The sequence below is a fragment of the Chitinophaga tropicalis genome, assembly GCF_009758205.1.
Lineage (GTDB): Bacteria > Bacteroidota > Bacteroidia > Chitinophagales > Chitinophagaceae > Chitinophaga > Chitinophaga tropicalis.
The window spans coordinates 1,028,732-1,052,709 of sequence record NZ_WRXN01000001.1 but is presented as its reverse complement, the minus strand read 5'-3'; the positions used below and the strand labels follow the sequence as shown (position 1 = coordinate 1,052,709).

At 46.2% G+C, this 23,978-nt stretch carries 20 protein-coding genes; 11 read left to right on the top strand and 9 right to left on the bottom strand.

All coding sequences use genetic code 11. The annotated features are described in order from the left end of the window. Window positions 1-71: 71 nt before the first annotated feature. A complete protein-coding gene (locus tag GO493_RS04490) occupies window positions 72-1,262 on the top strand; it encodes a Gfo/Idh/MocA family protein (protein ID WP_157304897.1) in 1,191 nt (396 codons plus the stop codon). Window positions 1,263-1,394: 132 nt separating this feature from the next. Here the strand turns inward: GO493_RS04490 and GO493_RS04485 are convergent, their stop codons facing one another. After that, complete coding sequence (locus GO493_RS04485; protein WP_157304896.1) at window positions 1,395-1,988, bottom strand: DUF6134 family protein; 594 nt, start codon at window positions 1,986-1,988, stop codon at window positions 1,395-1,397. Window positions 1,989-2,131: 143 nt separating this feature from the next. Continuing rightward, window positions 2,132-3,985, bottom strand: a complete 1,854-nt coding sequence (locus GO493_RS04480; RefSeq protein ID WP_157304895.1) for a 2-oxoacid:acceptor oxidoreductase subunit alpha — start codon at window positions 3,983-3,985, stop codon at window positions 2,132-2,134. A 257-nt stretch (window positions 3,986-4,242) separates the two neighbouring features. Here GO493_RS04480 and GO493_RS04475 point away from each other — a divergent pair, with 257 nt between their 5' ends. From GO493_RS04475 to GO493_RS04455, 5 genes are all read left to right on the top strand, one after another. Then, window positions 4,243-4,983, top strand: a complete 741-nt coding sequence (locus tag GO493_RS04475) for a Bax inhibitor-1/YccA family protein (protein WP_157304894.1) — start codon at window positions 4,243-4,245, stop codon at window positions 4,981-4,983. 269 nt (window positions 4,984-5,252) lie between these two features. Beyond that, the gene (locus GO493_RS04470; protein ID WP_157304893.1) at window positions 5,253-5,570 is read left to right on the top strand and encodes a peptidase associated/transthyretin-like domain-containing protein; all 318 of its coding nucleotides are present in this window, start codon (window positions 5,253-5,255) and stop codon (window positions 5,568-5,570) included. 151 nt (window positions 5,571-5,721) lie between these two features. Further along, entirely contained in the window at window positions 5,722-5,886 is a 165-nt protein-coding gene (locus tag GO493_RS04465) for a hypothetical protein (RefSeq protein WP_157304892.1), read from the top strand. A gap of 29 nt (window positions 5,887-5,915) precedes the next feature. Beyond that, window positions 5,916-6,584 carry an RNA polymerase sigma factor gene (locus GO493_RS04460; protein WP_232538772.1) on the top strand — a complete coding sequence of 223 codons (669 nt, stop codon included), beginning with the start codon at window positions 5,916-5,918 and terminating at the stop codon, window positions 6,582-6,584. 5 nt (window positions 6,585-6,589) lie between these two features. Next, on the top strand, window positions 6,590-7,576 hold the full coding sequence (locus tag GO493_RS04455; protein WP_157304890.1) for a FecR family protein: 987 nt from the start codon (window positions 6,590-6,592) through the stop codon (window positions 7,574-7,576). Between the two features lie 99 nt (window positions 7,577-7,675). Here the strand turns inward: GO493_RS04455 and GO493_RS30985 are convergent, their stop codons facing one another. From GO493_RS30985 to GO493_RS04415, 7 genes are all read right to left on the bottom strand, one after another. Further along, on the bottom strand, window positions 7,676-8,980 hold the full coding sequence (locus tag GO493_RS30985) for a 2'-5' RNA ligase family protein (RefSeq protein WP_232538731.1): 1,305 nt from the start codon (window positions 8,978-8,980) through the stop codon (window positions 7,676-7,678). A gap of 9 nt (window positions 8,981-8,989) precedes the next feature. After that, window positions 8,990-10,255, bottom strand: a complete 1,266-nt coding sequence (gene kynU, locus GO493_RS04440; protein WP_157304889.1) for a kynureninase — start codon at window positions 10,253-10,255, stop codon at window positions 8,990-8,992. 120 nt (window positions 10,256-10,375) lie between these two features. Then, a complete protein-coding gene (locus GO493_RS04435) occupies window positions 10,376-11,161 on the bottom strand; it encodes a TIGR00266 family protein (protein WP_157304888.1) in 786 nt (261 codons plus the stop codon). Window positions 11,162-11,330: 169 nt separating this feature from the next. Then, a complete protein-coding gene (locus GO493_RS04430) occupies window positions 11,331-14,861 on the bottom strand; it encodes an efflux RND transporter permease subunit (RefSeq protein ID WP_157304887.1) in 3,531 nt (1,176 codons plus the stop codon). A 16-nt stretch (window positions 14,862-14,877) separates the two neighbouring features. Then, window positions 14,878-15,987 carry an efflux RND transporter periplasmic adaptor subunit gene (locus tag GO493_RS04425; RefSeq protein ID WP_157304886.1) on the bottom strand — a complete coding sequence of 370 codons (1,110 nt, stop codon included), beginning with the start codon at window positions 15,985-15,987 and terminating at the stop codon, window positions 14,878-14,880. A gap of 31 nt (window positions 15,988-16,018) precedes the next feature. Then, complete coding sequence (locus tag GO493_RS04420; protein ID WP_198315478.1) at window positions 16,019-17,386, bottom strand: TolC family protein; 1,368 nt, start codon at window positions 17,384-17,386, stop codon at window positions 16,019-16,021. A gap of 16 nt (window positions 17,387-17,402) precedes the next feature. After that, window positions 17,403-18,011: a TetR/AcrR family transcriptional regulator gene (locus GO493_RS04415; protein ID WP_157304884.1), complete on the bottom strand. Its 609-nt coding sequence runs from the start codon at window positions 18,009-18,011 to the stop codon at window positions 17,403-17,405. A gap of 248 nt (window positions 18,012-18,259) precedes the next feature. On the opposite strand from GO493_RS04415, the gene GO493_RS04410 reads away from it, so the two are divergent. From GO493_RS04410 to GO493_RS04390, 5 genes are all read left to right on the top strand, one after another. Next, window positions 18,260-18,913 (top strand): DUF502 domain-containing protein, encoded by a 654-nt coding sequence (locus GO493_RS04410; RefSeq protein ID WP_157304883.1) that lies wholly within the window; start codon window positions 18,260-18,262, stop codon window positions 18,911-18,913. Between the two features lie 337 nt (window positions 18,914-19,250). Then, the gene (locus GO493_RS04405) at window positions 19,251-20,192 is read left to right on the top strand and encodes a zinc dependent phospholipase C family protein (protein WP_157304882.1); all 942 of its coding nucleotides are present in this window, start codon (window positions 19,251-19,253) and stop codon (window positions 20,190-20,192) included. A gap of 230 nt (window positions 20,193-20,422) precedes the next feature. Beyond that, window positions 20,423-21,493: a 3-phosphoserine/phosphohydroxythreonine transaminase gene (gene serC / locus GO493_RS04400; protein ID WP_157304881.1), complete on the top strand. Its 1,071-nt coding sequence runs from the start codon at window positions 20,423-20,425 to the stop codon at window positions 21,491-21,493. A gap of 98 nt (window positions 21,494-21,591) precedes the next feature. Next, on the top strand, window positions 21,592-22,833 hold the full coding sequence (locus GO493_RS04395) for a DUF1015 domain-containing protein (RefSeq protein WP_157304880.1): 1,242 nt from the start codon (window positions 21,592-21,594) through the stop codon (window positions 22,831-22,833). Window positions 22,834-22,885: 52 nt separating this feature from the next. Then, window positions 22,886-23,965: a tetratricopeptide repeat protein gene (locus tag GO493_RS04390; RefSeq protein WP_198315476.1), complete on the top strand. Its 1,080-nt coding sequence runs from the start codon at window positions 22,886-22,888 to the stop codon at window positions 23,963-23,965. Window positions 23,966-23,978: the final 13 nt, after the last annotated feature.

The following is a 23,978-nucleotide window of genomic DNA, read 5'->3' as shown; positions in this document are numbered from 1 at the left end:
GGTTTTTTACTGCGGAGTTTTTCATTATACAGGGCTTTAACTCTTATCACTATAAATCCAATCAGATAATTATGCAACGTATTTCCATGTTAGGCTCAGGCTTCATTGGCCGCTTCTATGCAGACTCTCTCCAGGGACAAAGAAGCCGGGACAAGATTGTCAGCATTTACTCCCGCAGGGAAGAAAGCGCCAAAAAATTTGCGGAAGATTACCAGGTAGATCACTGGACAACAGACATGGAGGCATCCATTGCACATCCTGACGTAGATGTGGTTTGCATCTCCCTGCCCAACAATCTCCACGAAGCCGCCGTAGCACTCTGCTGCAAACATAAAAAAGGCGTGATCTGTACCAAACCGCTGGGCAGGAATGCCGAAGAAGCAAAGAGGATGCTGGAAATGGTAGAAACCGCCGGCATCTTCAACGGTTATCTGGAAGACCTTGTATATACTCCCAAATTCCTGAAAGCACTGGAAAGCGTGAAGAACGGCGCATTAGGACGCATTCTCTGGGCCAAATCAAGAGAAACACATCCCGGCCCGCATAGTGAGTGGTTCTGGGATAAAGAACAGGCAGGTGGCGGCTGCATACTCGACCTGGGCTGCCACTGTGTTGAAATAGCCCGCAGCTTTATAGGGAAAGATATCAAACCCGTAGAAGTAATGTGCTGGGCTGATACACAGGTTAAACCTATTGATGCAGAAGATCATGCCATTGGTCTTGTGAAATATGAAAATGGCGCCATCGGCCAGTTTGAAGTAAGCTGGACCTTCCGCGGTGGACTGGACCTCCGTGATGAAGTAATGGGAACAGAAGGTACCATCTGGCTGAACAGTTTCCTGCGTACAGGCTTTGATATGTTCACCACCGGCAAAGGAGCCGACTATGTAGCTGAAAAAGCAGAAAGCAACAGCGGCTGGCTATTCCCCGTAGGCGACGAACTGAACGAACTGGGCTACAATCATATGTTTGCTGACATGTTCCAGGCTAAAGAAACAAACCGCCCGGCAAGAGAAACCTTCTATGACGGATATGTGGTGAATGCCATCCTCGATGCAGCTTACCGCAGCGCCGCCAGCAAACAATGGGAGCCCGTTAAGCTGGATATCTGGCGCGGACAGACAGGCGTAGGGAAAGCTACCACGCTTACAGAATATGATGCGCAATATTACCTGGTAAAGGAAGAAATGACACATTTCGGAGCTAAGAAGCTGATCCTGAAAGATAAAACCAGTGGACAGATCATTGAGCGTACCATATAGGTCCTTTTAAATTCCAGCCGGCCGCAGGCCACAATATACTTGCAAAATCGCTTTCGCCTACAGTGAAAGCGATTTTGCAATGCTTTTTCTTCACGCTGCGCACAGCTAAAGAAAGAAAATATACAGATATATTCAGCTCACTTTTATAATATAGGCTTTCCCCAACGCCTGGTTGATCTCTACCTGCACCAACGCCCCCTTTTCATACTTATAGACGTTCTTTTTCCCCTCAGGCAACACCAGCTCATATAAACCATTTCCAAGGGCATTCAACGTCAGGAAAACTCCCAGTGTTTCTGAAAACACCCTGGTTACCTGCCGCGGTTCAATAAAATACATCTCTCCTACAGAATGCAGGATCTCCGTATTATTCAACACAGATTTCTCACCGTTCTGCACAATAGTGTAATTCTTGCCGTCACGCAGCGTTACAACAGATTTATTATCCGCTTCCTTACCGGAGCTCCGTATCGCTTTTGCCCTGATTAGCACATTATCATCAAACTCACAGGAAATATCAAGATTGAACTTTGCCAGCAGCTTCATTTCCACCTTACTCAGGATAGAAATACTCCGGGCAGTTCCATTCACTTTACAATGCGCTGTAACATTGCCGATTACGTGATTGCTATAGCGTATCTCGTAATTATGGGTCTGGGCAGATACCCTGAAGCCGTTTATCAAAAACAGGCAGATAAAGAATGATGACCAAACGACTCCTTTCATGGATAAAGGTTTTGGCTATGGGAATGATGCTTTCTATAGCAAACGTGCAGGGTGCATTTTTGTTATATCGTTTTAAATATAATAAAAAAATCCTGCCCTTACAGGCAGGATTACATAATTATTTTTTCATATAGCAGCAGCGCTTATGCCTGTAGCATTTCTTTTATCTTAACTACCAGCTCTCCCTTGGTGATAGGCACACCCATGATCTTATTATAACCCTGTGCATCTATCAGGAACTGTTCACGGATAATACGGATCAGCTGACCATTATTGATCTCAGGGATCAGCACTTTGTCATAGCTATGCAGTATCTCAGCCAGGTTCTTAGGAAAAGGACGCAGGTACCTGATATGCGCATGCGCAACTTCATGACCTTCTGCCAGCAATTCCAGCACAGCACTCTTGATAGCGCCGTAGGTAGAACCCCAGCCCAGTACCAGTACTTTACCTTTCTCAGGTCCCAGTTCTATCTTCTGCAGCGGAATATGATCCGCTATCTTATCTACTTTTTCCTGGCGGATACGCACCATCAGCTGGTGGTTTTCCGGATCATAACTTACGTTACCGGTGATGTTCTGTTTCTCCAGGCCGCCAATACGGTGTTCCAGCCCAGGGGTGCCAGGTACTGCCCACGGACGTACCAGGTTCTCATCACGATGGTAAGGCAGGAACTGCTCTTCTCCTTCCTCCAGTCCCTTCTTGAACTTCACAGGAATAGCCGGCAGGTCTGCACTCTTAGGGAAACGCCATGGCTCAGCACCATTGGCTATGTACCCGTCACTCAGGTAAATAACCGGTGTCATATGCGCCACAGAGATGCGGAAGGCTTCAAAAATGCTTTCAAAACAGTCTGAAGGTGTTGCTGCAGATATTACCGGCATAGGACACTCCCCGTTACGGCCATAATAAGCCTGCAGCAGATCAGATTGCTCTGTTTTGGTAGGCAGGCCCGTAGATGGACCGCCACGCTGTATATTCACTATCAGCAGGGGAATTTCCAGCATTACCGCCAGGCCCATAGCTTCGCCTTTCAGCGCCATACCCGGACCGGAAGTAGTGGTAACACCCATATGACCACCATAAGATGCACCAATGGCAGAGGTAATACCCGCTATTTCATCTTCCGCCTGGAAAGTACGGATACCGAAGTTCTTATATTTACTCAGCTCATGCAGGATATCAGATGCCGGAGTAATAGGATATGTACCCAGGAACAGCGGCAGGTTAGCTTTCTGGCTGGCGGCTATAAGACCGTATGCCAGAGCAGTATTACCGGTAATGCTACGGTAAGTACCCGGTTCCATTCGGGCTTTCTCCACCTTGTAACGGGTGCTGAACGCCTCTACTGTATCTCCGAAATTATAACCTGCATGAAGGGCCTTTAAGTTACTCTCCAGTATCTCAGGCTTTTTACTGAATTTCTCATTGAGGAAATTCTCTGAGCTTTCCAGGCTACGGTCATACAGCCAGTACAGGAAGCCCAGTACAAACATGTTCTTTGCACGGTCCTTTTCCTTCATACCCAGGTTGATGTCCTTCAGCGCTTCACGCGTCATCTTGGTCACATCCATGGTATGGAGCTGGTAAGCCGCCAGAGAACCATCCTCCAGCGGATTGATACCGTCAGGATAGTTAGCCAGACGAAGGTTCTTGGAATCAAAACCGTCCGTATTAGCTATGATAATGCCACCTTTCTTGAGAGATTTCAGGTTGGCCTTCAACGCGGCCGCATTCATGGCTACCAGTACATCACAGGCATCGCCCGGAGTAAAAATGCGGTTCGAAGAAAAATGCAGCTGGAAACCACTCACACCAGCCAGGGTACCCTGCGGAGCACGGATTTCAGCGGGGAAGTCAGGGAAAGTGCTCAGGTCATTACCAACCAGTGCCGTATTATTAGAGAACTGTGTTCCGGTAAGCTGCATACCGTCTCCACTATCTCCGGCAAACTTTATCACTACGTTCTCTATCTGTTGTACCGAAATATTTGACATTGAATATCTTATTTAACTGACCTATATATTTAAGGCTGTAAATTTAACAATTCGGGAGGTAAGTATCCATTGTTATATTAAAAGAATAGCCAGTAGAACAAAAGTACACAAACCTTGTAGACTTTGAGCGGTTAACCTATAGCTATATGTTATGGGTCATAACTTTAAGTAATCAATGGTTAAAAAAAATCTGTTATACAACACTCCTTTAACACATGAATTTGTAATTTAGTGTACTAAAATCAAATACTGATACCATGGCATTATTTCAATCCAATAACCCTGTATTAAACGAAAAGGCCCTTCAAAAGGCCGGTAGCTCCTCATCAGAAGGTGTAATGACCATAAATGGCACCATTGGTAAAATGGGCTTTTTATTGCTGATGGTTATGGCTGCCGCTGTTTATGCATGGGGCGTGCCTGCAAGACAACAAAACCCTGTCCCTTTCCTGATAGGCGGTTCCCTAACCGGTTTCATACTGGCAATAGTAATGGTCTTTAAAAAAGAATGGTCCCCTTACCTGGCGCCTGCATACGCACTGGCAGAAGGTCTTTTCCTGGGTGTGATCTCTGTACTGTACAGCAACCTTTATGAGGGTATCGTACTGCAGGCAGTAGTACTGACCTTCGGCACTTTTGCAGCTATGCTGGTACTTTATAAAACACGCGTTATCCGCGCAACAGAAAGGTTCAGATCTATTATTATCACCGCTACAATGGGTATTGCCTTCTTCTACCTGATCGCATTTGTACTGGGTATGTTCAACATTCATATCCCTTTCCTGCATGAAGGCAGCGCAGTAGGCATTATTTTCTCCCTGGTAGTGGTAGCTATTGCCGCTCTCAACCTGATCCTGGATTTTGACCTGGTAGAAACCGGCGCAGCCCAGGGCGCTCCTAAATATTTTGAATGGTACGCATCCTTCGGCATGCTGGTTACCCTGGTTTGGTTATACCTGGAAATACTCCGCTTATTATCCAAACTGAACAGAAGATAATTTTATTCTCATAACAGATACAGATAGCCTTCACATAAGTGAAGGCTATTTTTTTGTAGTTCGGATGCGACAAAATGTTGCACCGCTTCTACTGACATGACATGTCATGACAGCCAGCTCTTCAGCAATCGTTTTTAACAGATAAACCCTCTACTGTTAAAGGTTTCGTAAAGTAATGTTAACATCTGCCCCTATATCTTTATTCTTCCGCTATGGCATGGTAATTGAATTTATCTGTACATAGTTCTTTTGATGAAATTCAGGACATTATGAACAAAGCAAATACAGTCATAATAGCTCTTGCAACAACGGCCATGACGGCATTCGGATTCCGCACCAGGGAAGGTGGTACCATATCAGGCAAAGTAACGCCTATGGATGGGGCCAGCAAAACCTGGGCAATACAGGGTACGGATACGTTGAATGTGGCCATTGCCGACGGTACGTTCACCTTCCAGGGAATAAAGAATGGTACATATACGGTAACAGTAGAGGCAAAACAGCCTTTCAGAAACGTTACCATTAACAATGTACTGGTAGAGGAAGGAAAGATCACCGATCTGGGCAACATCAAACTGGAACAATAAATACGCAAGCAATAGTTGGTTTTCATAGGGGTTAATCAAAAAGCCGGTTCCATACGTCCGTATGGCCGGCTCTTTTTTTGGGATTATACCCAACCTGCCTAGGGGTAACGGTCCCTGCTGCCGTTTTAATTCTATAGCAACCCCTTTGATCATGACAGATTCATTCACAGGAAAGCGGGAGAGCAGTCGGCGACTGGCTACATGTATTGAATTGATACTGCTGGCATTATTCTGCCTGGTATTGTCTTCCTGTAGCAGCAACGTGGAATATAAGAACTGTGAAAGTATCTGTTCAGAGATAAAGGACGTCAGGTAGGATATCAAACCAATTAGAAAGTGTCACACATGCAAGCTACTTCCATAGCCGCATTTTCAGGAACTGCCAGCAGTTATATGGACAGGAATAAGGACAAAACCTATTTTTGTACCATGCCGGAAAATGCACAACTACAAAAGCAGTTACAGGAAGATGAACAGGCATTTATGGAAACCTTGTTCAAAACCTATTTTTCGTTCGTCTGCAAAACGATCTGCCGTATAGTACAGGATAGTGCTACAGCGGAAGACCTGGCGCAGGACGTGTTTATAAAGATATGGAACCGCCGCAGTGAACTGCAGCAGGTCTATTTTAAAGCATATTTACAGCGTGCTGCTATTAATATGGCACTGGACCACATAGATAAGAACAAGAGACGGGGCGTACATATGCCGCTTGAGGAGCATATAGAACCGGTGCAGGCTGCCCCTGCAGGCCAAAGCCTGCAGCAGACCACCAGGCATATACAGCAGGCCATTGACAAGCTTCCTGCCAAATGCAGGGAGATCTTTATCCTTAGCCGGTACGAAGAGCTGTCCTATAAAGAGATAGCTACTACCCTCAATATATCTGTTAAAACAGTAGAAAACCAGATGATAACCGCCTTAAAAAAGCTCAGAGTATCATTGCAGGACTACCTGCAGATCATCCTGTTCGTTGCAGGCGCCTCTCTTTATCCTTTACTTTTACAACTATAAACGGTATGTCAGACACCTTTGAGCATATAGAACTGTTGATCATACGGGCACTGGAAAACAGCCTGGACAAAGCCGGCACGCAGGAGCTGCAGACCTGGCTGGAAGAGGATGAATCGCACCGCAGATATTATGAAGAGATCCGTAAAACCTGGGAAGTGACCGGTAGTGCAGATGTTGAACATGAACCTGATGTTGACGCCAACTGGAATCGGTTTACCAGCCGCTTACAGGCAGAAACCGCTACTTCCACTCCCGTAATACGCAGCATGAAATGGTATGCGCTCCGGGCCGCTGCTGCAGTACTGCTGCTGGGCGGAGCTGCCACCCTTTACTTTACCACCAGGAGCCGGGAAGTTGAAATTGACATACGTACAGCCGCTGCCCAAAAGACAGTGATCCAGCTCCCTGACGGTACCAAAGTATTCCTGAACGAACAAAGCCATCTGCGTTACGCCCAACAGTTTGAAGGAGAAGAACGCACCGTCTACCTGGAAGGAGAAGCTTTCTTTGATGTTGCACAGGAAGAACAACGCCCGTTTATAGTGTATACTGATCATACCAGGACACAGGTACTCGGTACTACTTTCGACGTAAGAGCATATAAAATAGAACCGGTAACAGTATCTGTAGTAAGTGGTAAAGTAGCAGTGTCAGATAAAAAAGAAGAAAAGAAAGTGATCCTTACCCCGGGACGCCGGGCCACATTCAGAGACGGCAGCCAGATAGAAGAAAGCGCTATAGATGCAAAAGCAACTGCATGGAAAAAGAATATGCTGTACTTTGATGATGCACCGTTCAACAATGTAGTGGAAATGCTGGAAGCATATTATGGCATAAAGATAAAAATAGAAGATCCTAAGGCCGCTAACTACCAGTTCCAGGGGCATTTTGAAAATGATGCAAAACTGGAAGACGTATTACAGGTGCTTACAGAAAGTGCTAACCTTACACTGAGCAGAGAACAGGACGTATATATCTTAAAAGCTAAATAACTACAACTGTTTCATTAAAAGAAAAAGCTTTTGCCATATGGCAAAAGCTTTTTCTTTTAATGAAAGGCTGGCCAATGGCCAGCCTGATGTTCTGATTTATCAGGCCCCTCCCAGTTTGCATTTCTGCAATACTTCCCAGGATTTGCCATTGTGACGAAGGAAATACAGGTTATTCACCTTAAAGGTGGCTTTATATTCCTTGTTCTCATATTCAGGCCATGCCTTTTCAAACTGGGCATCTTCCAGGTCTTTGAACGCAACCGTTACGTGCGGAGTAAAGCCTGTACGCGCCAGCATGGTACTGAAACCAAATTCCTTACGCAGGAAGTTGATCAGCTGTCTGTGCAGTGCACCCATAGTTTCGCTCTTCTCTACATTAATGAACAGAACGCGGTTCTGCTTATTAGGGAAGGTGCCGAAACCATTCAGAGACACTTCGAACGGAGCCTGTGCTTTTGCAAACTCAGCCAGTTCATCACAGAATGCTTTTTCCAGTGCAGGATCTGCAGTGAAAGGTACCTGGAGAGTAATATGCGGCAATACTTTCAGCGCATACAACGGACCATACTTTTCAGCAAACTCCTGTTTTATTTTAATTATCTCCTTACCTACTTCAGCAGTAGGAAGCAGGGCGATAAAGTATATCTTGTTATCTGGTTTCGGAGGCATAGGACGTCTGTTGCCACCAAAGCTTGGACGGCCGCCACCACGGTTGAAGCCACCACCACCGCCACCGCGGTTGAAGCCACCACCACCGCCGCCGCGATTGTAACCACCGCCGCCGCCGCCGCGATCGTAACCACCGCCGCCACCGCCGCGATTGTAACCACCGCCGCCACCGCCACGATCGTAACCACCGCCGCCACCGCCGCGATTGTAACCACCACCGCCGCCGCCGCGATCATAACCACCGCCGCCACCGCCGCGATCGTAACCACCGCCGCCACCGCCGCGATTGTAACCACCACCGCCGCCGCCACGGTCGTAACCGCCACCGCCGCCGCGATCATAGCCGCCTCCGCCACCACCGCGATTGTAGCCTCCGCCACCTTCGCGATCGCCGCCATAGCCACCACCATAACCACCGCCACCACGGTTGTAACCGCCACCACCGCCTTCACGGTCGCCGCCATAGCCACTACCGCCGCCGTAGCCACCATTATCACGCGGACGGTATCCACCGCCGCCGCCATCACGATCCCCACGATTATAACCACCGCCACCTTCACGGTCTACATTAAATGGTCTGTCATTGTCCCGGTTGAAATTACCAGGTCTGCCCTCCCTTTCGCTATTAAAATCGGGTTTGAAGTAACCGCCTGGTCTCTCCTTATTGGGATCTTGGTCTTTGTCTGTACCAGGAGAGTAGGGCCTGCGGGGGCGTTCGTTTCTCTCAAAAGTCATCTTACTTAATTAAGCGTTTGAATCAATATTAGCTATGATTTCATAAAAATGAAATACGTCTCCATAAGAGTTATATAAGGGCGCCGGAGAAACTCTAATTACTCCAGGTTCCCGCCAGTCGACGATTATACCGGCGTCTGTCATCTTTTGTTGGATATGCTTCCCTCCATCATGGAAAAGCAAAGATAACTGAGCACCGCGTTCCTTACAATTTTTTGGCGTAATTATTTCAAATTTTATGTTTTCTATATGTTTTAACAGGAATTCAAGATAATTGGTGAGTTTTATGCTCTTATCTCGTAAAGCTGCTATCCCGGCGGACTCAAATAGTTCCAGCGAGGCTTTTAATGCTACCATGTTAAATACCTGTGCCGTGCTCAATTGCCAGCCTTCTGCACGGCTTTTGGGTTTAAAACCCTTCTCCATTTTAAAACGGGTACTTTCTTCGTTGCCCCACCAGCCGCCTAACCTTTGCTGGTCAATATTACGGGCATGTCTTTCATGTACAAATGCTCCACCTACAGCGCCTGGGCCTCCATTCAGGTATTTATAGGAGCACCACACAGCAAAATCTACATTCCAATCATGTAACTTCAAAGGTACGTTTCCTACTACGTGCGCCAGGTCGAACCCAGCTACAGCCCCTACTCTATGGGCCGCTTCCGTAATGGACTGCATATTAAACAATTGGCCGGTATAATAGTTTATTCCCCCCAATAATATTAATGCTAAGCTACTACTTTCCTGCGCAATTATTTCAAAAATATCTTCCTCCCTTATCAAATGTTCACCTTGCCGGGGGGCAATCTCCACTATCGCTGTGGCCGGATCATATCCATGCATCTTAACCTGTGTTTCCACAGCGTACTGGTCACTGGGAAAAGCTCCTGCCTCCATCAACACCTTAAAACGTTCCTTTGTAGGCCTGTAAAAACTTAACATCATCAGATGCAGATTTACAGTAAGCGTGTTCATTACAGTCAACTCGTCCTGACTGGCGCCAACCAGATCAGTCAATGGTTTACTGCAATATTGCTGGTAATAAAGCCAGGGATTCTTTGCGCCCCAATATCCTTCCACCGCGTAATCTTTCCAGTCCTGCAGTTCTTGTTCTATGGCCGGTTTTATGTTCTTTGCCTGCAGCCCCAGCGAATTCCCGCAGAAATAGATCGCATCTCTGCCATTCCTCTGAGGAAAATAAAATTGCTCCCTGTATGTCTTTAATGGGTCCAGTTGGTCCTGCTCCTTAGCAAACTCCCTTGTTAAGTCAAACATAATTCAAAATTCCAGGTTTCTCTTACCAGATTTCACATATTATTGAACTCTACTTAAAAAAATGAGTACTGTCATGCCTTTTAAAGCATTAAACCGGAAATCTGTTATAACGTGTATAAATCAATCACCGTCTATTAAATTACCTAATCCCCCAAGAATACTGCCTTCTTCCTTTCTCTTTCCTGTACCGTAAGAAACCAGCCTGCCGGCCAGCCTGCTGATAGGCAATGATTGTATCCATACTTTACCCGGACCTCTTAACGTGGCAAAGAACAAACCTTCACCACCAAATACCATATTCCGGATCCCTTTTACAAATTCAACGTCAAAATGTACTCCCGCAGTATACGCAACCACACATCCCGTATCTATTTTGAGTACCTGCCCTGGCAATAACTCTCTTTGTATCACCATACCTCCTGCATGCACAAATGCCATACCATCTCCTTCCAGCTTCTCCATAATAAAACCCTCTCCACCAAAAATACCCGTCCCTAACCGTCTCTGCCATTCAATACCAATACTCACACCCTTGGCAGCACAGAGGAAAGCATCTTTCTGACAGATCACCTTACCACCCATCTGCGAAAGGTCCATCGGAATGATCTTTCCCGGGTAAGGAGCCGCAAAACTGATACGCTTCTTGCCCTGCCCGATATTTGTAAATGCTGTCATGAACAGGCTTTCTCCTGTTAATATACGTTTGCCGGCCGAGACCAGCTTCCCGAAAAGGCCTTGATTTGACTGCGAACCATCCCCAAACATTGTTTGCATCTGAATCTCCTGGTCCATCATCATAAAACTGCCGCTTTCAGCAACAACAGTCTCTTGTGGATCCAGTTCTATCTCGACAATCTGTATTTCCTCGCCATAGATATGGTAGTCTATTTCATGGTTGCGTCGCATAAGCGTTGATTATTATAAGGGCAACAAAAATGGTTTGTTTGCCAAATGTAAGTATTTGCTCCGGCAGTCAATTGTTAAAATTTGTTAAGGTGTAAAAAAAAGAAACCGTCCCGTTGAAACGGGACGGTACCTGTTAAACCTACAACTGTTACACTGTATATAGTGTGAACTAAAAATCTTTATGTATCTCCGTCTCATTTTCCTCCTCATCCTTATCAAAAAACCGGTAAGGTTTCGGGGAAACATAAGCAGGATCATGCATCTCTTTTACTACATCTTTCTTCGTCAGCCATTTGAGTATAAGTACCAGGAAAGGCACATACTTCAGACTACGCGGCCAGCCATAATGGTCCAGTACATCAATGGATCGCTTGTTCATCGCATACATAACCGGCACCAGTATCAATGTCAGGAAAGTCGCAAAGATCAAACCGTATACCATTGTCCATGCAAGAGGTCCCCAGAATGCCACGTTGTCACCACCAAAGAAAATATGTGGGTTGAATTCTGAGAATAACAGCGCAAAGTCAATGTTCAGGCCCACTGCCAGCGGTATCAGACCCAATATGGCAGCAATGGCCGTCAGCAACACCGGCGTCATACGCGTACGGCCTGCTTCAACTACCGCTTCATATACCGGCATCTTCTGCTGCACCAGCAGGTCTGTAAACTCCACCAGTACTATACCGTTCCTCACTACTATACCCGCCAGCGCCATAATACCAACACCTGTCATCACAATGGAAATATCCATTCCGGAAATGGCAAAACCCAGGAATACACCAATGATAGAGAACAATATCTCCATAAGTATCACCAGCGGCCTTCCCACAGAGTTGAACTGCGTTACCATGATCATGAAGATCAGGCCAAAAGCTCCCAGCATGGCCAGTCCAAGGAAGTTAGACGTCTCTGCCTGATCTTCCTGCTCCCCTGTCATTTTAACAGTAATGCCCTGTGTTCTCGGGAAATCCTGTATGGCCGTCTGTATCTGCTGCACCACTTCATTCGTATTGTAACCGGTAAGCACATTTGAATACAACGTTACAACACGCTTCTGATCTATACGCTTGATGCTTGCATAAGTGTTGGAATACCTGATATCTGCTACCGCAGATAATGGCACCTGACGTATAGCACCACCCATATTCATATCCCTGTACACAATATTCAGGTTCATCAGCGTATTGATATTGTTACGCTGCGATTCCTGGAACCTTACCATGATCGGATAATCATCTTCAGGATCACGGAACTTCGATACTTCCTGTCCGTACAGGGCAGTACGCAAAGCCATACCAATAGTACGGGTAGAAATACCCTCGCTGTTAGCCCTTTCCCTGTCAATGTTTACAAGTATCTCAGGCTTGTTGCTCTGAAAATCTGACTTCAGCTCTTCCACACCTCCTATCTGCAGTGAATCAAGATAACGCTTCATCTTATCTGCTGTAGCCGTTAACGCCTCAAACTCATCACCTGCTATTTCAATGTTGATAGGCTTACCTGTTGGAGGACCACCCTGCTCCTGCTCTACGGTTATATCCACACCAGGAATCCCCCTGGCCACCTTACGTATTTTATCAAGATACTGTACCGTAGAATGTCCGTTACGTTTTCCAAATTCTACGAAAGCAACGGTCACCTTACCTTTATGAGGCTGTACGCTCATATCCATCTGCGAAGGATCTCCCGCACCTACTGCCACATTGGAAATGATAGATTCTACTATAGGGTTATTCTTACCCACCACTGCCGTGATCCTGTCTTCAATAATATGCGTAATAGAATCTGTATACTTCTGGTCAGTACCCATCGGCAGCTCTATATAAGCATAGATAAAGTTGGGGTCCGCCTGCGGGAAGAACACCACTTTAGGGCTGCGTATCACCGTCAGTATCAGACTGAAGATGAGCAAAAAGAAAGTACCTACAAGTATCCATACAGGTCTCCAGCCAATCAGACACCATTTCAGTATACGCTTATAACGCTCCTGTACCCTGGGCCAGAAGTTATGTTGAAAACGACGGGCAACGCCACCTAACCAGAAACGCTCTAATACTATCATCAGGTATACGAACACCACAAAATTCCCTGCACCGAAACTGAACAGGTAACTTATCAGCGCTATTCCTATAAACACAGCCGTAAATACTGCAAACTTTTTGTCCATCGCAGGCCTGGGATGATTCTCCCCTTCATGCCTGTCCATGAAATCTACCGCAAATACCGGGTTGATAATATATGCTACTATCAGTGAAGCCCCCAGTGTAGTGATCAGCGTTACTGGCAGGAAGAACATGAAACTACCTATGATACCCGGCCAGAAAAGAAGCGGAAAGAAAGGCGCCAGTACCGTCATAGTACCCGAGAACACCGGCAGGAACACCTCTCCTGCAGCTACTTTCGCCGCTTTTACAATACCAAGATCTTTACGTTCATAAAAGATACGATGCACGTTCTCTATCACCACAATGGCATCGTCCACCACTATCCCCAACGCCAGCAGGAAAGAGAACAACACCATCATGTTCAGCGTGAAATCAAATGCCGGCATCAGCAGGAACGCAATGAACATGGAGATAGGTACAGACAACGCCACAAAGATGGCATTCACCGCTCCCATGAAGAACATAAGGATAATAGTTACCAGCAGGAAGCCAATGATGATCGTATTGATCAGGTCATGCAGCGTTACCCTGGTGGAATCAGACTGGTCTGCCGTAATAGTTACATCAAGACCTTTAGGCAGATAATCTTCCTTCATCTCTTTCACGATCTCCCTGATCTTATCAGAAGCATCGATCAGGTTCTTACCGCTTTGTTTTATCACGTTCAGCGTGATCACATTCTTGCCATCCAGGCGGGCATAGCTTTCCTGCTCCTTAAAACCGTCTACCACCTCCGCAATGTCCCGCAGATATACAGTAGCGCCGGATTGTCCGCGCACCACAATATTGCGGATCTTCGATGCATCTTTATATTCGCCTTTTACACTCAGTGTACGCTTCTGACCATCTACAGATACCAGGCCCCCGGAAATGGTCATGTTCTCTGCAGCAATGGCCTGTCCAATATCATCAAAGCTTACCTTAGACGCATCCGCCTTATACTTGTCAACATTGATCTGTATTTCACGCTCCAGCGCACCAACAATATCAACACGGGTGATCTCATTCAATGCCTCAATACGGTCCTGCATTTCATCCGCATACTTCTTCAGGGATTGCAGGTCAAAATCGCCTGACAGGTTCACGTTCATTATAGGTATCTGCGACACATCTATCTTGATGATCTGTGGCTCCTGGTCCAGGTTGTTAGGCAGGTCTTTCTTTGCATCATCTACCTTTTCACGGACTTCCTGCCTGGCCGTTTCCATATTCTCACTCGCATCGAACTCTATCGTAATGGCAGAATAATCCTGCATAGAAGTACTCTTGATAGACTTCACACCTGATATACCACCCAACTGCTTTTCAATAGGCTTCGTAACCAGGGTTTCCATATCCTCCGGCGCAGTACCGAAGTAAATAGTACTGATATAGAACTGTGGGAACACCACTTCAGGAAATTGTTCCTTGGGTAGGCTCTGATAGGACAAGATACCCGCAATGGCCAGGATAATAGTGGCAACGTAAATGCTCACCTTATTATCGATGGACCAGCTGGTAGGTTTAAATTCTTTATTCAGATTATCTTGCATAAACCGGTTTTTAAGATTACAGCTGGATCAGGTCATTGTCGTTCAAGCCCTGGTAACCAGTGGTTACAACATGTTCTCCTGCCTGTAATCCGCTTTTAATTTCAGCTTTATCATTGTAGGTACGTCCCATCTCTATTTCCCTTCTCTTTGCCACCAGCTCAGCTCCTTCTTTCCTGGCTACTATCACATAAGGTTTACCAAGAGAATACTGGATCACGTTTACCGGCACTACCACCGCTTTCGGCGCTACATAGTCCACTATCTTGATCTGGGCCATCATATTAGGACGCAGTGCAGGATCACTCTGCAGCGGCACTTCTATTTTGATTGTACGGCTCAGCGGATCTATCACCCTTGATGCAAAACTGATCCTTGTACGTAATTGCTTTTCGATATCCGGGAAATTCAGCAATACCTGGTCGCCGGTTTTCACTTTACCCGCATATGCCTCCGCAACATTGGCAATTACACGCAGGTTACTGCTGTTCACCACGCGAAAAGCAGCAGCGCCTGGCGCTGCATTATCTCCCAGCTTGACGATCACCGCATCAACAGTACCACTGATAGGCGCTATGATCTTTGACTGGTTGATCTGGTCCTGCAGGGTCGCTATTCTCCTTTCAACAGATTCCTTCTGGTTCTTTGCATTCAGGTACTGCACTTCAGATCCTATCTTCTGGTTCCAGAGATTTTGCTGCTTCAGGTACAACGTATTTGCCAGATCAAGCTGTGTATGAAGCTCCGCCATATTGGCCTTCATCACCTGGTCATCTATCTGCGCCATTGTCTGTCCTTTACTTACAGCCTGTCCTTCCTTTACATAAATAGCCGTTACTATACCTGGTACTTTTGACGATACATTTACATTCTCACGGGCGTCAATACTCCCCTGTATATCTATGTAGTGTTCAAACACAGTATCAGCTACAGCAGTCACTATCACAGATTTCCTTTTCTTGCTGGCAGTAGTATCGCTTTTGCTAACTTCTTTCTCCAGCTTCGCGATTTCCTGTTTAATGCTGGCTTCCTGCTTTTTCAGTTCCAGCAGCCTTTCTTCCGGGTTTGGTTGACCACAGGCTATAGCCAGTGTGGTGATCAGCAGAGTGGGAAGATATATTTTAGACATATAATTCAGAGTTAATTGTTAGTTGTAAGGTCTATAATTTACCGTATGCTTTCAGGTAATCCACCTTCGCTACTACAGCATTATATAAAGCAGTAAAATAATTGTTCTGGGCAGTGAGCAGTTCGTTCTGCGCATTGTTCATCTCCAGGCTGGAACCAACACCTTCATGGTATTTAACCTGGGTAGTGCGGTATACTTCCTGGGCCAGCTTCATGTTACTTTCCTGTGCTTCGAGGGTCAGTATGTTGTTACGCAGGCTGGAAGTTGACTGTGATTGCTCCAGGTCAATTCCCAGTTTTGTATTTTCAAGATTCACTTCTGCTTTCTTTACTTCCAGGAAAGCCTGATCTACCTTACGCCTGCGCTGCATACCACTGAAAATTGGCAGTGAAAGGTTTAAGCCATAACTGACATAACCATACCATGTTTCACGTTTGAAATAGTTGAACACATCACTCGCACGGCTGATACCACCCGTACCAAAGAGTGACAGCGTGGGCAAGGCATTGAATTTATAACGCTTCAGGTCATATTCATATGCTTTCTTCTGTGTTTGCAGCAACTGGTATTCTATTCTTTGGGAATAATCAAACCCTTCAACTGCTATAGCAGATTTTATTGATTCGGTAGATAAAGTATCCGTTAACGTTATCTCCTGCTTCAGCGGCATGCCCATCTGGTATTTCAGTGCAGCAGTTCCTATTTCAATAAGGTTACGCATCCTGGTTTCTTCCGTGCGCAGGTTGGTCAGCTGTACTACCAGCCTGTCTACGTCCAGCTTCTCTACCAGCCCGTTCTTATAGGTTTCCTGCGTTTCATACAGCAGCTTATCCAGGTTGGCGATATTCCCCTGCAATATCTGCTGCGCTCTGCGGGCAGAGAGTACATTATAGTAGGCCTTGTATACCGCTACCTTCACATCGATCTCTGCTTTCTGCACACCACGTGCAACAAGCTGTTCCAGTGTTTCACGCGCCTGCAACGCTACCAGTACGCTTGGGTCAAACAATACCTGGTTCAGCCTCAGCTCGCCCATTACATTGTACTTAAGGCCGAAAGAAAATGGTACCAGCGTACCTTTTGGTACTGTGTCGCTAAAGTTGGAGGCATCGATCAGTTGTTTCTGTACAATAGGGTTATGTTGGTAGGTTCCTGCACCACTTAAACTGGGGAGGGCCAGCCCGCTTACTTCCCTGTTCTTTGCCAGCTGTATCAGTTCATCCAGCTTAGCTGTACGTACAGTAGCCTGGTTGGCCAGGGCATACTCTACGGCCTGCTTTGCAGACAGCGGCGTTGCATCCAGCGGAACAGAAGGAGCGGTTTGCCGTGACATAGCCGGATTAAAGAACAGCAGCAACAGGGCGCCTAAAAGACCCAGGTGCTTTTTCTCAAGTTGCATAAAGGACATTTGTTTTTTACGATAGTTGTAGTTTATTCTCTTCGATACGTTTATAACCTTCTTTTGATACCAACCCATACAGGAAATGTTCCAGCAGGGCACGCTGCACTTTTACCATATCATGCCTTCCCGGAGGAAACGCGTCCGGCTGAAACCAAAGCATGGAAGTAGCCAGACGGTAATACGTCATAATATCTACATTCAGGTCTGCCCTGTACAATCCCTCACGGATGCCACGTTCCAGGTTCTGCCGGATCGTTTTCTGCAGACTGTTATTCTTGTATTCCAGGAATACCTGGTAAGCCCCTACATGGAATTTCTGCAGGTCAAACATAATTGTAGGGCTCATATTCACGAAATGGCTGTCCAGCATCCGCATTACAAGAAACAACTCATCGATAGCATCAGTAGCTTTCTGCTGACTGTCACGGCATTCCCTGTCCATGATCTCCAGATAACGGCTTACTGCGCTGGTAACCAGCTCATCCTTATCTGCAAAATGCGCATACAATGTCTTTTTAGATACTCCCATTTTCTGGGCAATATCATCCATTGTAATAGACCGGGTCCCGAACTGCCTGAACAGATCGAAAGAAGTATCCAGTATGCGTTCCTGTATTTCCATTATGGTATTGTGTAATGGTCTTTTTTAGTACAGCGTCATCCTCCACAGGCTAATGGTTCCTGCTCCTTACGGTTTCATAGTTGCCTCTGAGTTTAACAGATTTGCGATGCCGGAACAAAACTAAGGAAACTTTTTATACACTGAAAGTTTCCATCGTGTTTTTTTGGGTCTTTTTATCATGTAACCTGAACTCCCCCGGATAAAATAAAGGATGTACCTTCGCCCCGTCACATTTGCAGATCATTTATATGTCTCCTAAAATTCGTATTAAAGTCCTGGCGGCCCGCGTATTACGGTACTTCTTCCAGGGATTGCTGATATTAGCTCCTATCGGAATTACAGCCCTGACGCTTTACTGGGCCTTTGTTACCATAGATAATATTATCCCTAAAGAGATAATTCCTGTAGAAACTCCTCTTAAATACCTGCGTTACAAAGGAGTAGGTTTCGTACTGGTATTGCTGCTCGTAATAGTGGTAGGATATCTCAGCTCCTCCTTCATTGTAGGACGCATTTTTGCCCTGTTTGACCATCTGCTGGAAAGAACGCCTTTCATTAAATACATCTATACCTCCGTAAAAGACGTTTTTGATGCCTTCGTAGGAGAAAAAAAGAAGTTTGACCACCCCGTACTGGTACAGATCTACGGCCTGGACGTATGGGAAATGGGATTCATTACCCAGCCCGATGTAAGCAACCTGGGAATGCCCGGATATATGGCAGTATACGTACCTCATGCCTATGCCATAACCGGTAAGGTCTTTATTGTTCCGGTAGAAAGGGTGAAACCGCTGGAAAACGTGCCCGCCGGAGAGGCAATGAAATTTGCCGTGAGCGGCGGAGTAACGCATATTGAGGTGAAATCGCAGGTAGGACCTGACGCACCTCATGTAAGTAAGTAAGTAACATACCAGGACGCCCCTCCTGCTTTCAAGTATGTTTTAAGCATGTTTCAAGCATGTTTCAAGCATGTCTTAAGCATGTTTAATGTATGTATTGCGGTACCGATAATGCATCACGGTATAGTCCTGATATAGGTTTACACTTCTGTTAGATAATCCTGTTTGAAGTTTACAATTGTAGCTTTTAATCCTGTAATTGGTTTACCGGTCTTCTTTTTCTGTGGGTATAGTCCTGGTTCACGCTCCTTTATCCCTCATTCATATATCTTTTTTACACTACCTGCAACTCAAAAGATATAAATCATTATATTCGGAATGTTGACCCACATTCCATTGTATGAGAAACCTTTTCATTTTTCTCTCCATCCTGTTATTGCTTCCATTTACTGCAAACAGCTGGGGATTCTTTGCCCATCAGCGCATCAACCGGCTGGCCGTATTCCTGCTGCCACCGGAAATGCTCAGGCTATATAAGCCATATATGGAATTCCTGTCCGCACATGCCACAGATGCCGATAAAAGAAGATATGTTCTGGCAGACGAAGGGCCCCGTCATTACATTGACATAGACCATTACGGCGCCCCTCCCTACCCCTCCCTACCCAGGTCCTGGCAGGAAGCGCTGCTATGCTATCATCCTGATACACTCCGCCAATACGGTATCCTGCCCTGGCATATAGCCCTGATGATGACACGCCTTACAAAAGCATTCCAGGAAAAGAACACCGAACAGATCATGCGGCTCAGCGCCGATCTGGGACACTACATAGGAGACGCCCATGTACCGCTGCACGCCTGCTCCAATCATAACGGCCAACTGACCGGTCAACAGGGTATCCATGCCTTATGGGAATCCAGGATACCCGAACTGCTGGCAGATCAGACCTTCAATTACTGGGTTTCCCGGGCTGTATATATTCATGATCTCAACGCCTGCACCTGGCAGATCATTACTGAAAGCGCACTGGCTGCCGATACAGTACTGCAGACAGAACTGCGCCTTAGCCAGCAATACCCTCCCGGTACACGTTTTGCATACGAAAAACGTAATGGCAAAGTAGTCCGGAACTACGCTGCTGCGTATACGAAAGCCTATCACCGGCTGCTGGGAGATATGGTAGAACGCCGCATGCGCAAAGCCATTCATATGACCGCCAGTTACTGGTATACCGCCTGGGTCAATGCCGGTATGCCCCCGCTCAGGAAAATGCAACGCAGGAAAATTCCTTCAGCACCCGGACCGGAAGGACAACACATGCTGGGAAGAGCCGAAGAATAGCCCCCCAGGGCCACACTACTCCTGACAAAACATCCAACTGAGACACTACCGGTTAAAAAAATAGAGCGATTTTAAAAAAATATAAATTATCTTTGTTGGTACTATCTTTTTAGCCTTATCCTACACGCTATCAGCAATCATTGTGAAATGCCATTACTTTTTTTTCCATTCCTCTGACAAAACCAAACAAAGTGGAACAAGCAAACAATTTATTTAATTTAGAACGACCTATGAAGGTGCACAATTTTAACGCAGGGCCTTCCATATTGCCAAACGAGGTGCTGTACAAGGCTAGTAAAGCATTGATCGACTTCGAAGGTTCAGGAATGTCCATATTGGAAATAGGGCATAGGACCCCATTGTTTCAGGGTGTTTTGGATGAGGCCAGAAATCTTGTTAGAGAACTTATGCAGCTTGAGGACGACTTCGAAGTGCTTTATCTGCACGGAGGCGCCACCACACAGTTTCTGCAGGTCCCAATGAATTTGCTGGAAAATGATGGCACAGCATCTTACATCGATACCGGTGTATGGAGCAATAAAGCTATCAAAGAAGCCAAACAGTTCGGTTTTGTTGATGTAGCTGCCAGCTCCAAAGAAAACAACTACAATCACATACCCAAACAGTTTAATATCTCCCCCAATTCCACTTACCTGCATATAACCACCAATAATACCATCTACGGTACACAGTGGCAGCAGATGCCGGAAACAAACGTACCGCTCATCGCTGACATGAGCAGTGATATCCTGAGCCGCCCGCTCAACTTCAACAAGTTCTCCCTGATCTACGCAGGAGTACAGAAGAACATGGGCGCAGCCGGTACCACACTGGTGGCCGTGCGTAAAAGCATACTCGGCAAAATCACCCGCAAGATCCCAACCATCCTGGATTACCGTAATCATATAGATAACGGCTCCATGTTAAATACTCCTCCCGTATTTGCCATCTATATCTCCCTGCTTACCCTGCGCTGGCTGAAAGAACAGGGCGGAGCACCAGCTATGGAAAAGCTCAACGAGAAAAAAGCAACCCTGCTCTATGACGAAATAGACCAGAACCCACTGTTCCGTGGTACCGTTCAGAAAGAAGACCGTAGCCGTATGAACGTTTGCTTCATCATGGACAAACCGGAACTGGAAGAAGAATTCCTCAAATTCTGTAAGAAAGAAGATATCGTTGGCGTAAAAGGACATCGCCTGGTAGGCGGCTTCCGCGCTTCCCTCTACAACGCACTCCCCTACGAAAGCGTAGAAGTACTGGTAGAAGCAATGAAATACTTCAGCCTGAAAAAGGCATAGAACTGATATTTCCATGATATTATTATAAACAAAGGGCTCCTCGTGGAGCCCTTTGTTATTTAAACCGTTACATTTGAAATCCAATAACCCAAAATATCATGGCAATCATCAGACCGTTCAAAGGATTAAGGCCTGCTCAGGCATTGGCGGAAAAAGTAGCCGCACGCCCCTACGATGTTCTAAGCGCAGCAGAGGCTAAAGCAGAATCTGCCGGTAACCCCTACGCTTTTTACCACGTATCCAAGTCTGAAATAGACCTCCCGGAAGGAACAGACGTTTACAGCCAGGCCGTATATGATAAAGCCTCAGAAAACCTGCAGCGCTTTATTAAGGAAGGTACCCTCTTCCAGGATAATACCCCCTGCTACTACATCTACCGGCTAATCATGAATGACCGTACACAAACAGGCCTGGTATGCGTTTCCGCCGTTTCTGACTACAACAGCGGCATTATCAAAAAACATGAATTTACCCGCCCGGATAAGGAAAAAGACCGGATCAACAATATCAGGACCACAAAAGCACAGACCGGCAACGTATTCCTCGCCTACAATGATGTACCCGAAATAAATTCATTGACAGACCACTGGGTACAGGAACATGCCCCGGCGTACGACTTCACAGCTGCAGACGGTATCCGGCACACCATCTGGGTAGTAGACAATCCCGGTTCCGTACAGGAGATCACCTCCCTCTTTGAGAAAAAAGTACCGCATACATATATCGCAGACGGCCACCACCGCGCAGCATCCGCAGCCCTGGTACAACAGGAACTGGCAGCAAACGGCCAGCTGGCGCACGATGCCCCGGCCAATTACTTTCTTACCACCATCTTCCCCGCCAGCCAGCTGGTAATACTGGACTATAACAGGCTGGTAAAAGACCTGAACGGCCTCAGTAAAGCCTCCCTGCTCTCTGCACTGGAATATGATTTCACAGTAGAAAATATTGGCCACCTCCCCCAACAACCTACCATGCTGCACGAATTCAGCATGTACCTGGAAGGTAACTGGTACCGGCTGGTAGCAATGGAAGGTACCTACACAACAGACCCCATCGGGATCCTGGATGTAACTATCCTTTCAAATAATATACTGGACAAACTCCTGGGCATTAAAGATCAGCGGACCGACAAACGCATCGACTTTGTTGGCGGTATCCGCGGCCTGCAGGAACTGGTCAGAAGAGTGGACAGCGGAGAAATGAAAGTGGCTTTTGCCCTTTACCCGGTTACCATACAGCAATTGTTTGATATTGCAGATAGTGGTAATGTAATGCCGCCTAAAAGCACATGGTTTGAGCCTAAGCTGAGAGATGGACTGGTATCTCACCTCCTTTAATTGGAGGTTTGGCACATTTTTTCTTTACTTTTACAGCAAACGCCAGACAGGCATGATCATGAGGGAATCTTTATTGAAATTAGCACTGGTTGCGGGCATGTTCTTCTCCGCTGCCACAGTATCAGCACAGGATGCAAAAGAATTATACAATACAGCTACAGGATTTATCCGCAGCGGCGACTATTCCAATGCCATACTGGTATTAAACCAGGCATTGCAGCTGGAACCCGACAACATAGAGTTCCGCAAACAGATGGGATTTGCCTATTACCTGCAGGGTGATATGAACAAAGCCAAAAACACTATAGAACCACTGTTGAATAAAAAAGAGGCAGATGCACAACTGTTCCAGATAGCCGGCAACATCTACCAGTCAAGACAGGAATGGAAAACCGCCCAGAAATTGTATGAAAAAGCACTGCGCAGATTCCCTGAAAGCGGAGAACTGTACAACGATAACGGTCAGCTGCTGATGTTCCTGAAGATCTATGAAGGCGGAATGGGCAGCTATCTGAAAGGCATTGAGAAAGACCCCGGTTTTCCCGGTAACTATTACAATGCAGCCCACGCTTACTCTTTCACCAAAGATCCCATATGGACCATCATCTATGGTGAGATCTTCGTGAACCTGGAAAGCTATACTACCCGCACCGCAGAAGTGAGAGACCTGCTGATGGACGCCTATAAGAAATTATATAACGATCCCAGCCTGGCTGCCAAAGCACTGGAAATAACCAATACAGATAAAAAAAGCAAACGTAAAGCCGAAGCAGATTTTGCAGACCTTTACAGGACCTCTATGGGTAAACAGGTAAGCGTAGTGATGTCAGGCATAGACGCGGAATCACTGATCATGCTGAGAACCCGTTTCCTGCTGGACTGGTATAATTTTTCAAATCTGAAATTCCCTTATGCCTTGTTTGATTACCAGCGTAAACTACTGAAAGAAGGTATGTTTGAAGCATATAACCAATGGCTCTTCGGCCCTGTTGCCAGCCAGTCTGCCTATAAATCGTGGACTACCATGCACAAGACCGAATATGACGCGTTCCTTCAGTACCAACGCAATCACCCGTTAAAATTAAGACCGGATGAATATTACAACGATAACCGTTTTTCGTTGGCGAGGTAATTGACTGCAAAGC

Bases quoted from the DNA above. Each gene is read 5' to 3' on its own strand.
- kynU (WP_157304889.1), bottom strand. From the start codon at position 10,255: ATGTTTGACTTAACAAGGGAGTTTGCTAAGGAGCAGGACCAACTGGAC.
- GO493_RS04430 (WP_157304887.1), bottom strand. From the start codon at position 14,861: ATGCAAGATAATCTGAATAAAGAATTTAAACCTACCAGCTGGTCCATC.
- GO493_RS04480 (WP_157304895.1), bottom strand. From the start codon at position 3,985: ATGTCAAATATTTCGGTACAACAGATAGAGAACGTAGTGATAAAGTTT.
- serC (WP_157304881.1), top strand. From the start codon at position 20,423: ATGAAGGTGCACAATTTTAACGCAGGGCCTTCCATATTGCCAAACGAG.
- GO493_RS04465 (WP_157304892.1), top strand. From the start codon at position 5,722: ATGACAGATTCATTCACAGGAAAGCGGGAGAGCAGTCGGCGACTGGCT.
- GO493_RS04470 (WP_157304893.1), top strand. From the start codon at position 5,253: ATGAACAAAGCAAATACAGTCATAATAGCTCTTGCAACAACGGCCATG.
- GO493_RS04435 (WP_157304888.1), bottom strand. From the start codon at position 11,161: ATGCGACGCAACCATGAAATAGACTACCATATCTATGGCGAGGAAATA.
- GO493_RS04420 (WP_198315478.1), bottom strand. From the start codon at position 17,386: ATGCAACTTGAGAAAAAGCACCTGGGTCTTTTAGGCGCCCTGTTGCTG.
- GO493_RS04475 (WP_157304894.1), top strand. From the start codon at position 4,243: ATGGCATTATTTCAATCCAATAACCCTGTATTAAACGAAAAGGCCCTT.
- GO493_RS04425 (WP_157304886.1), bottom strand. From the start codon at position 15,987: ATGTCTAAAATATATCTTCCCACTCTGCTGATCACCACACTGGCTATA.
- GO493_RS04405 (WP_157304882.1), top strand. From the start codon at position 19,251: ATGAGAAACCTTTTCATTTTTCTCTCCATCCTGTTATTGCTTCCATTT.
- GO493_RS04415 (WP_157304884.1), bottom strand. From the start codon at position 18,011: ATGGAAATACAGGAACGCATACTGGATACTTCTTTCGATCTGTTCAGG.
- GO493_RS04485 (WP_157304896.1), bottom strand. From the start codon at position 1,988: ATGAAAGGAGTCGTTTGGTCATCATTCTTTATCTGCCTGTTTTTGATA.
- GO493_RS04460 (WP_232538772.1), top strand. From the start codon at position 5,916: ATGCAAGCTACTTCCATAGCCGCATTTTCAGGAACTGCCAGCAGTTAT.
- GO493_RS30985 (WP_232538731.1), bottom strand. From the start codon at position 8,980: ATGACTTTTGAGAGAAACGAACGCCCCCGCAGGCCCTACTCTCCTGGT.
- GO493_RS04490 (WP_157304897.1), top strand. From the start codon at position 72: ATGCAACGTATTTCCATGTTAGGCTCAGGCTTCATTGGCCGCTTCTAT.
- GO493_RS04395 (WP_157304880.1), top strand. From the start codon at position 21,592: ATGGCAATCATCAGACCGTTCAAAGGATTAAGGCCTGCTCAGGCATTG.
- GO493_RS04455 (WP_157304890.1), top strand. From the start codon at position 6,590: ATGTCAGACACCTTTGAGCATATAGAACTGTTGATCATACGGGCACTG.
- GO493_RS04410 (WP_157304883.1), top strand. From the start codon at position 18,260: ATGTCTCCTAAAATTCGTATTAAAGTCCTGGCGGCCCGCGTATTACGG.
- GO493_RS04390 (WP_198315476.1), top strand. From the start codon at position 22,886: ATGATCATGAGGGAATCTTTATTGAAATTAGCACTGGTTGCGGGCATG.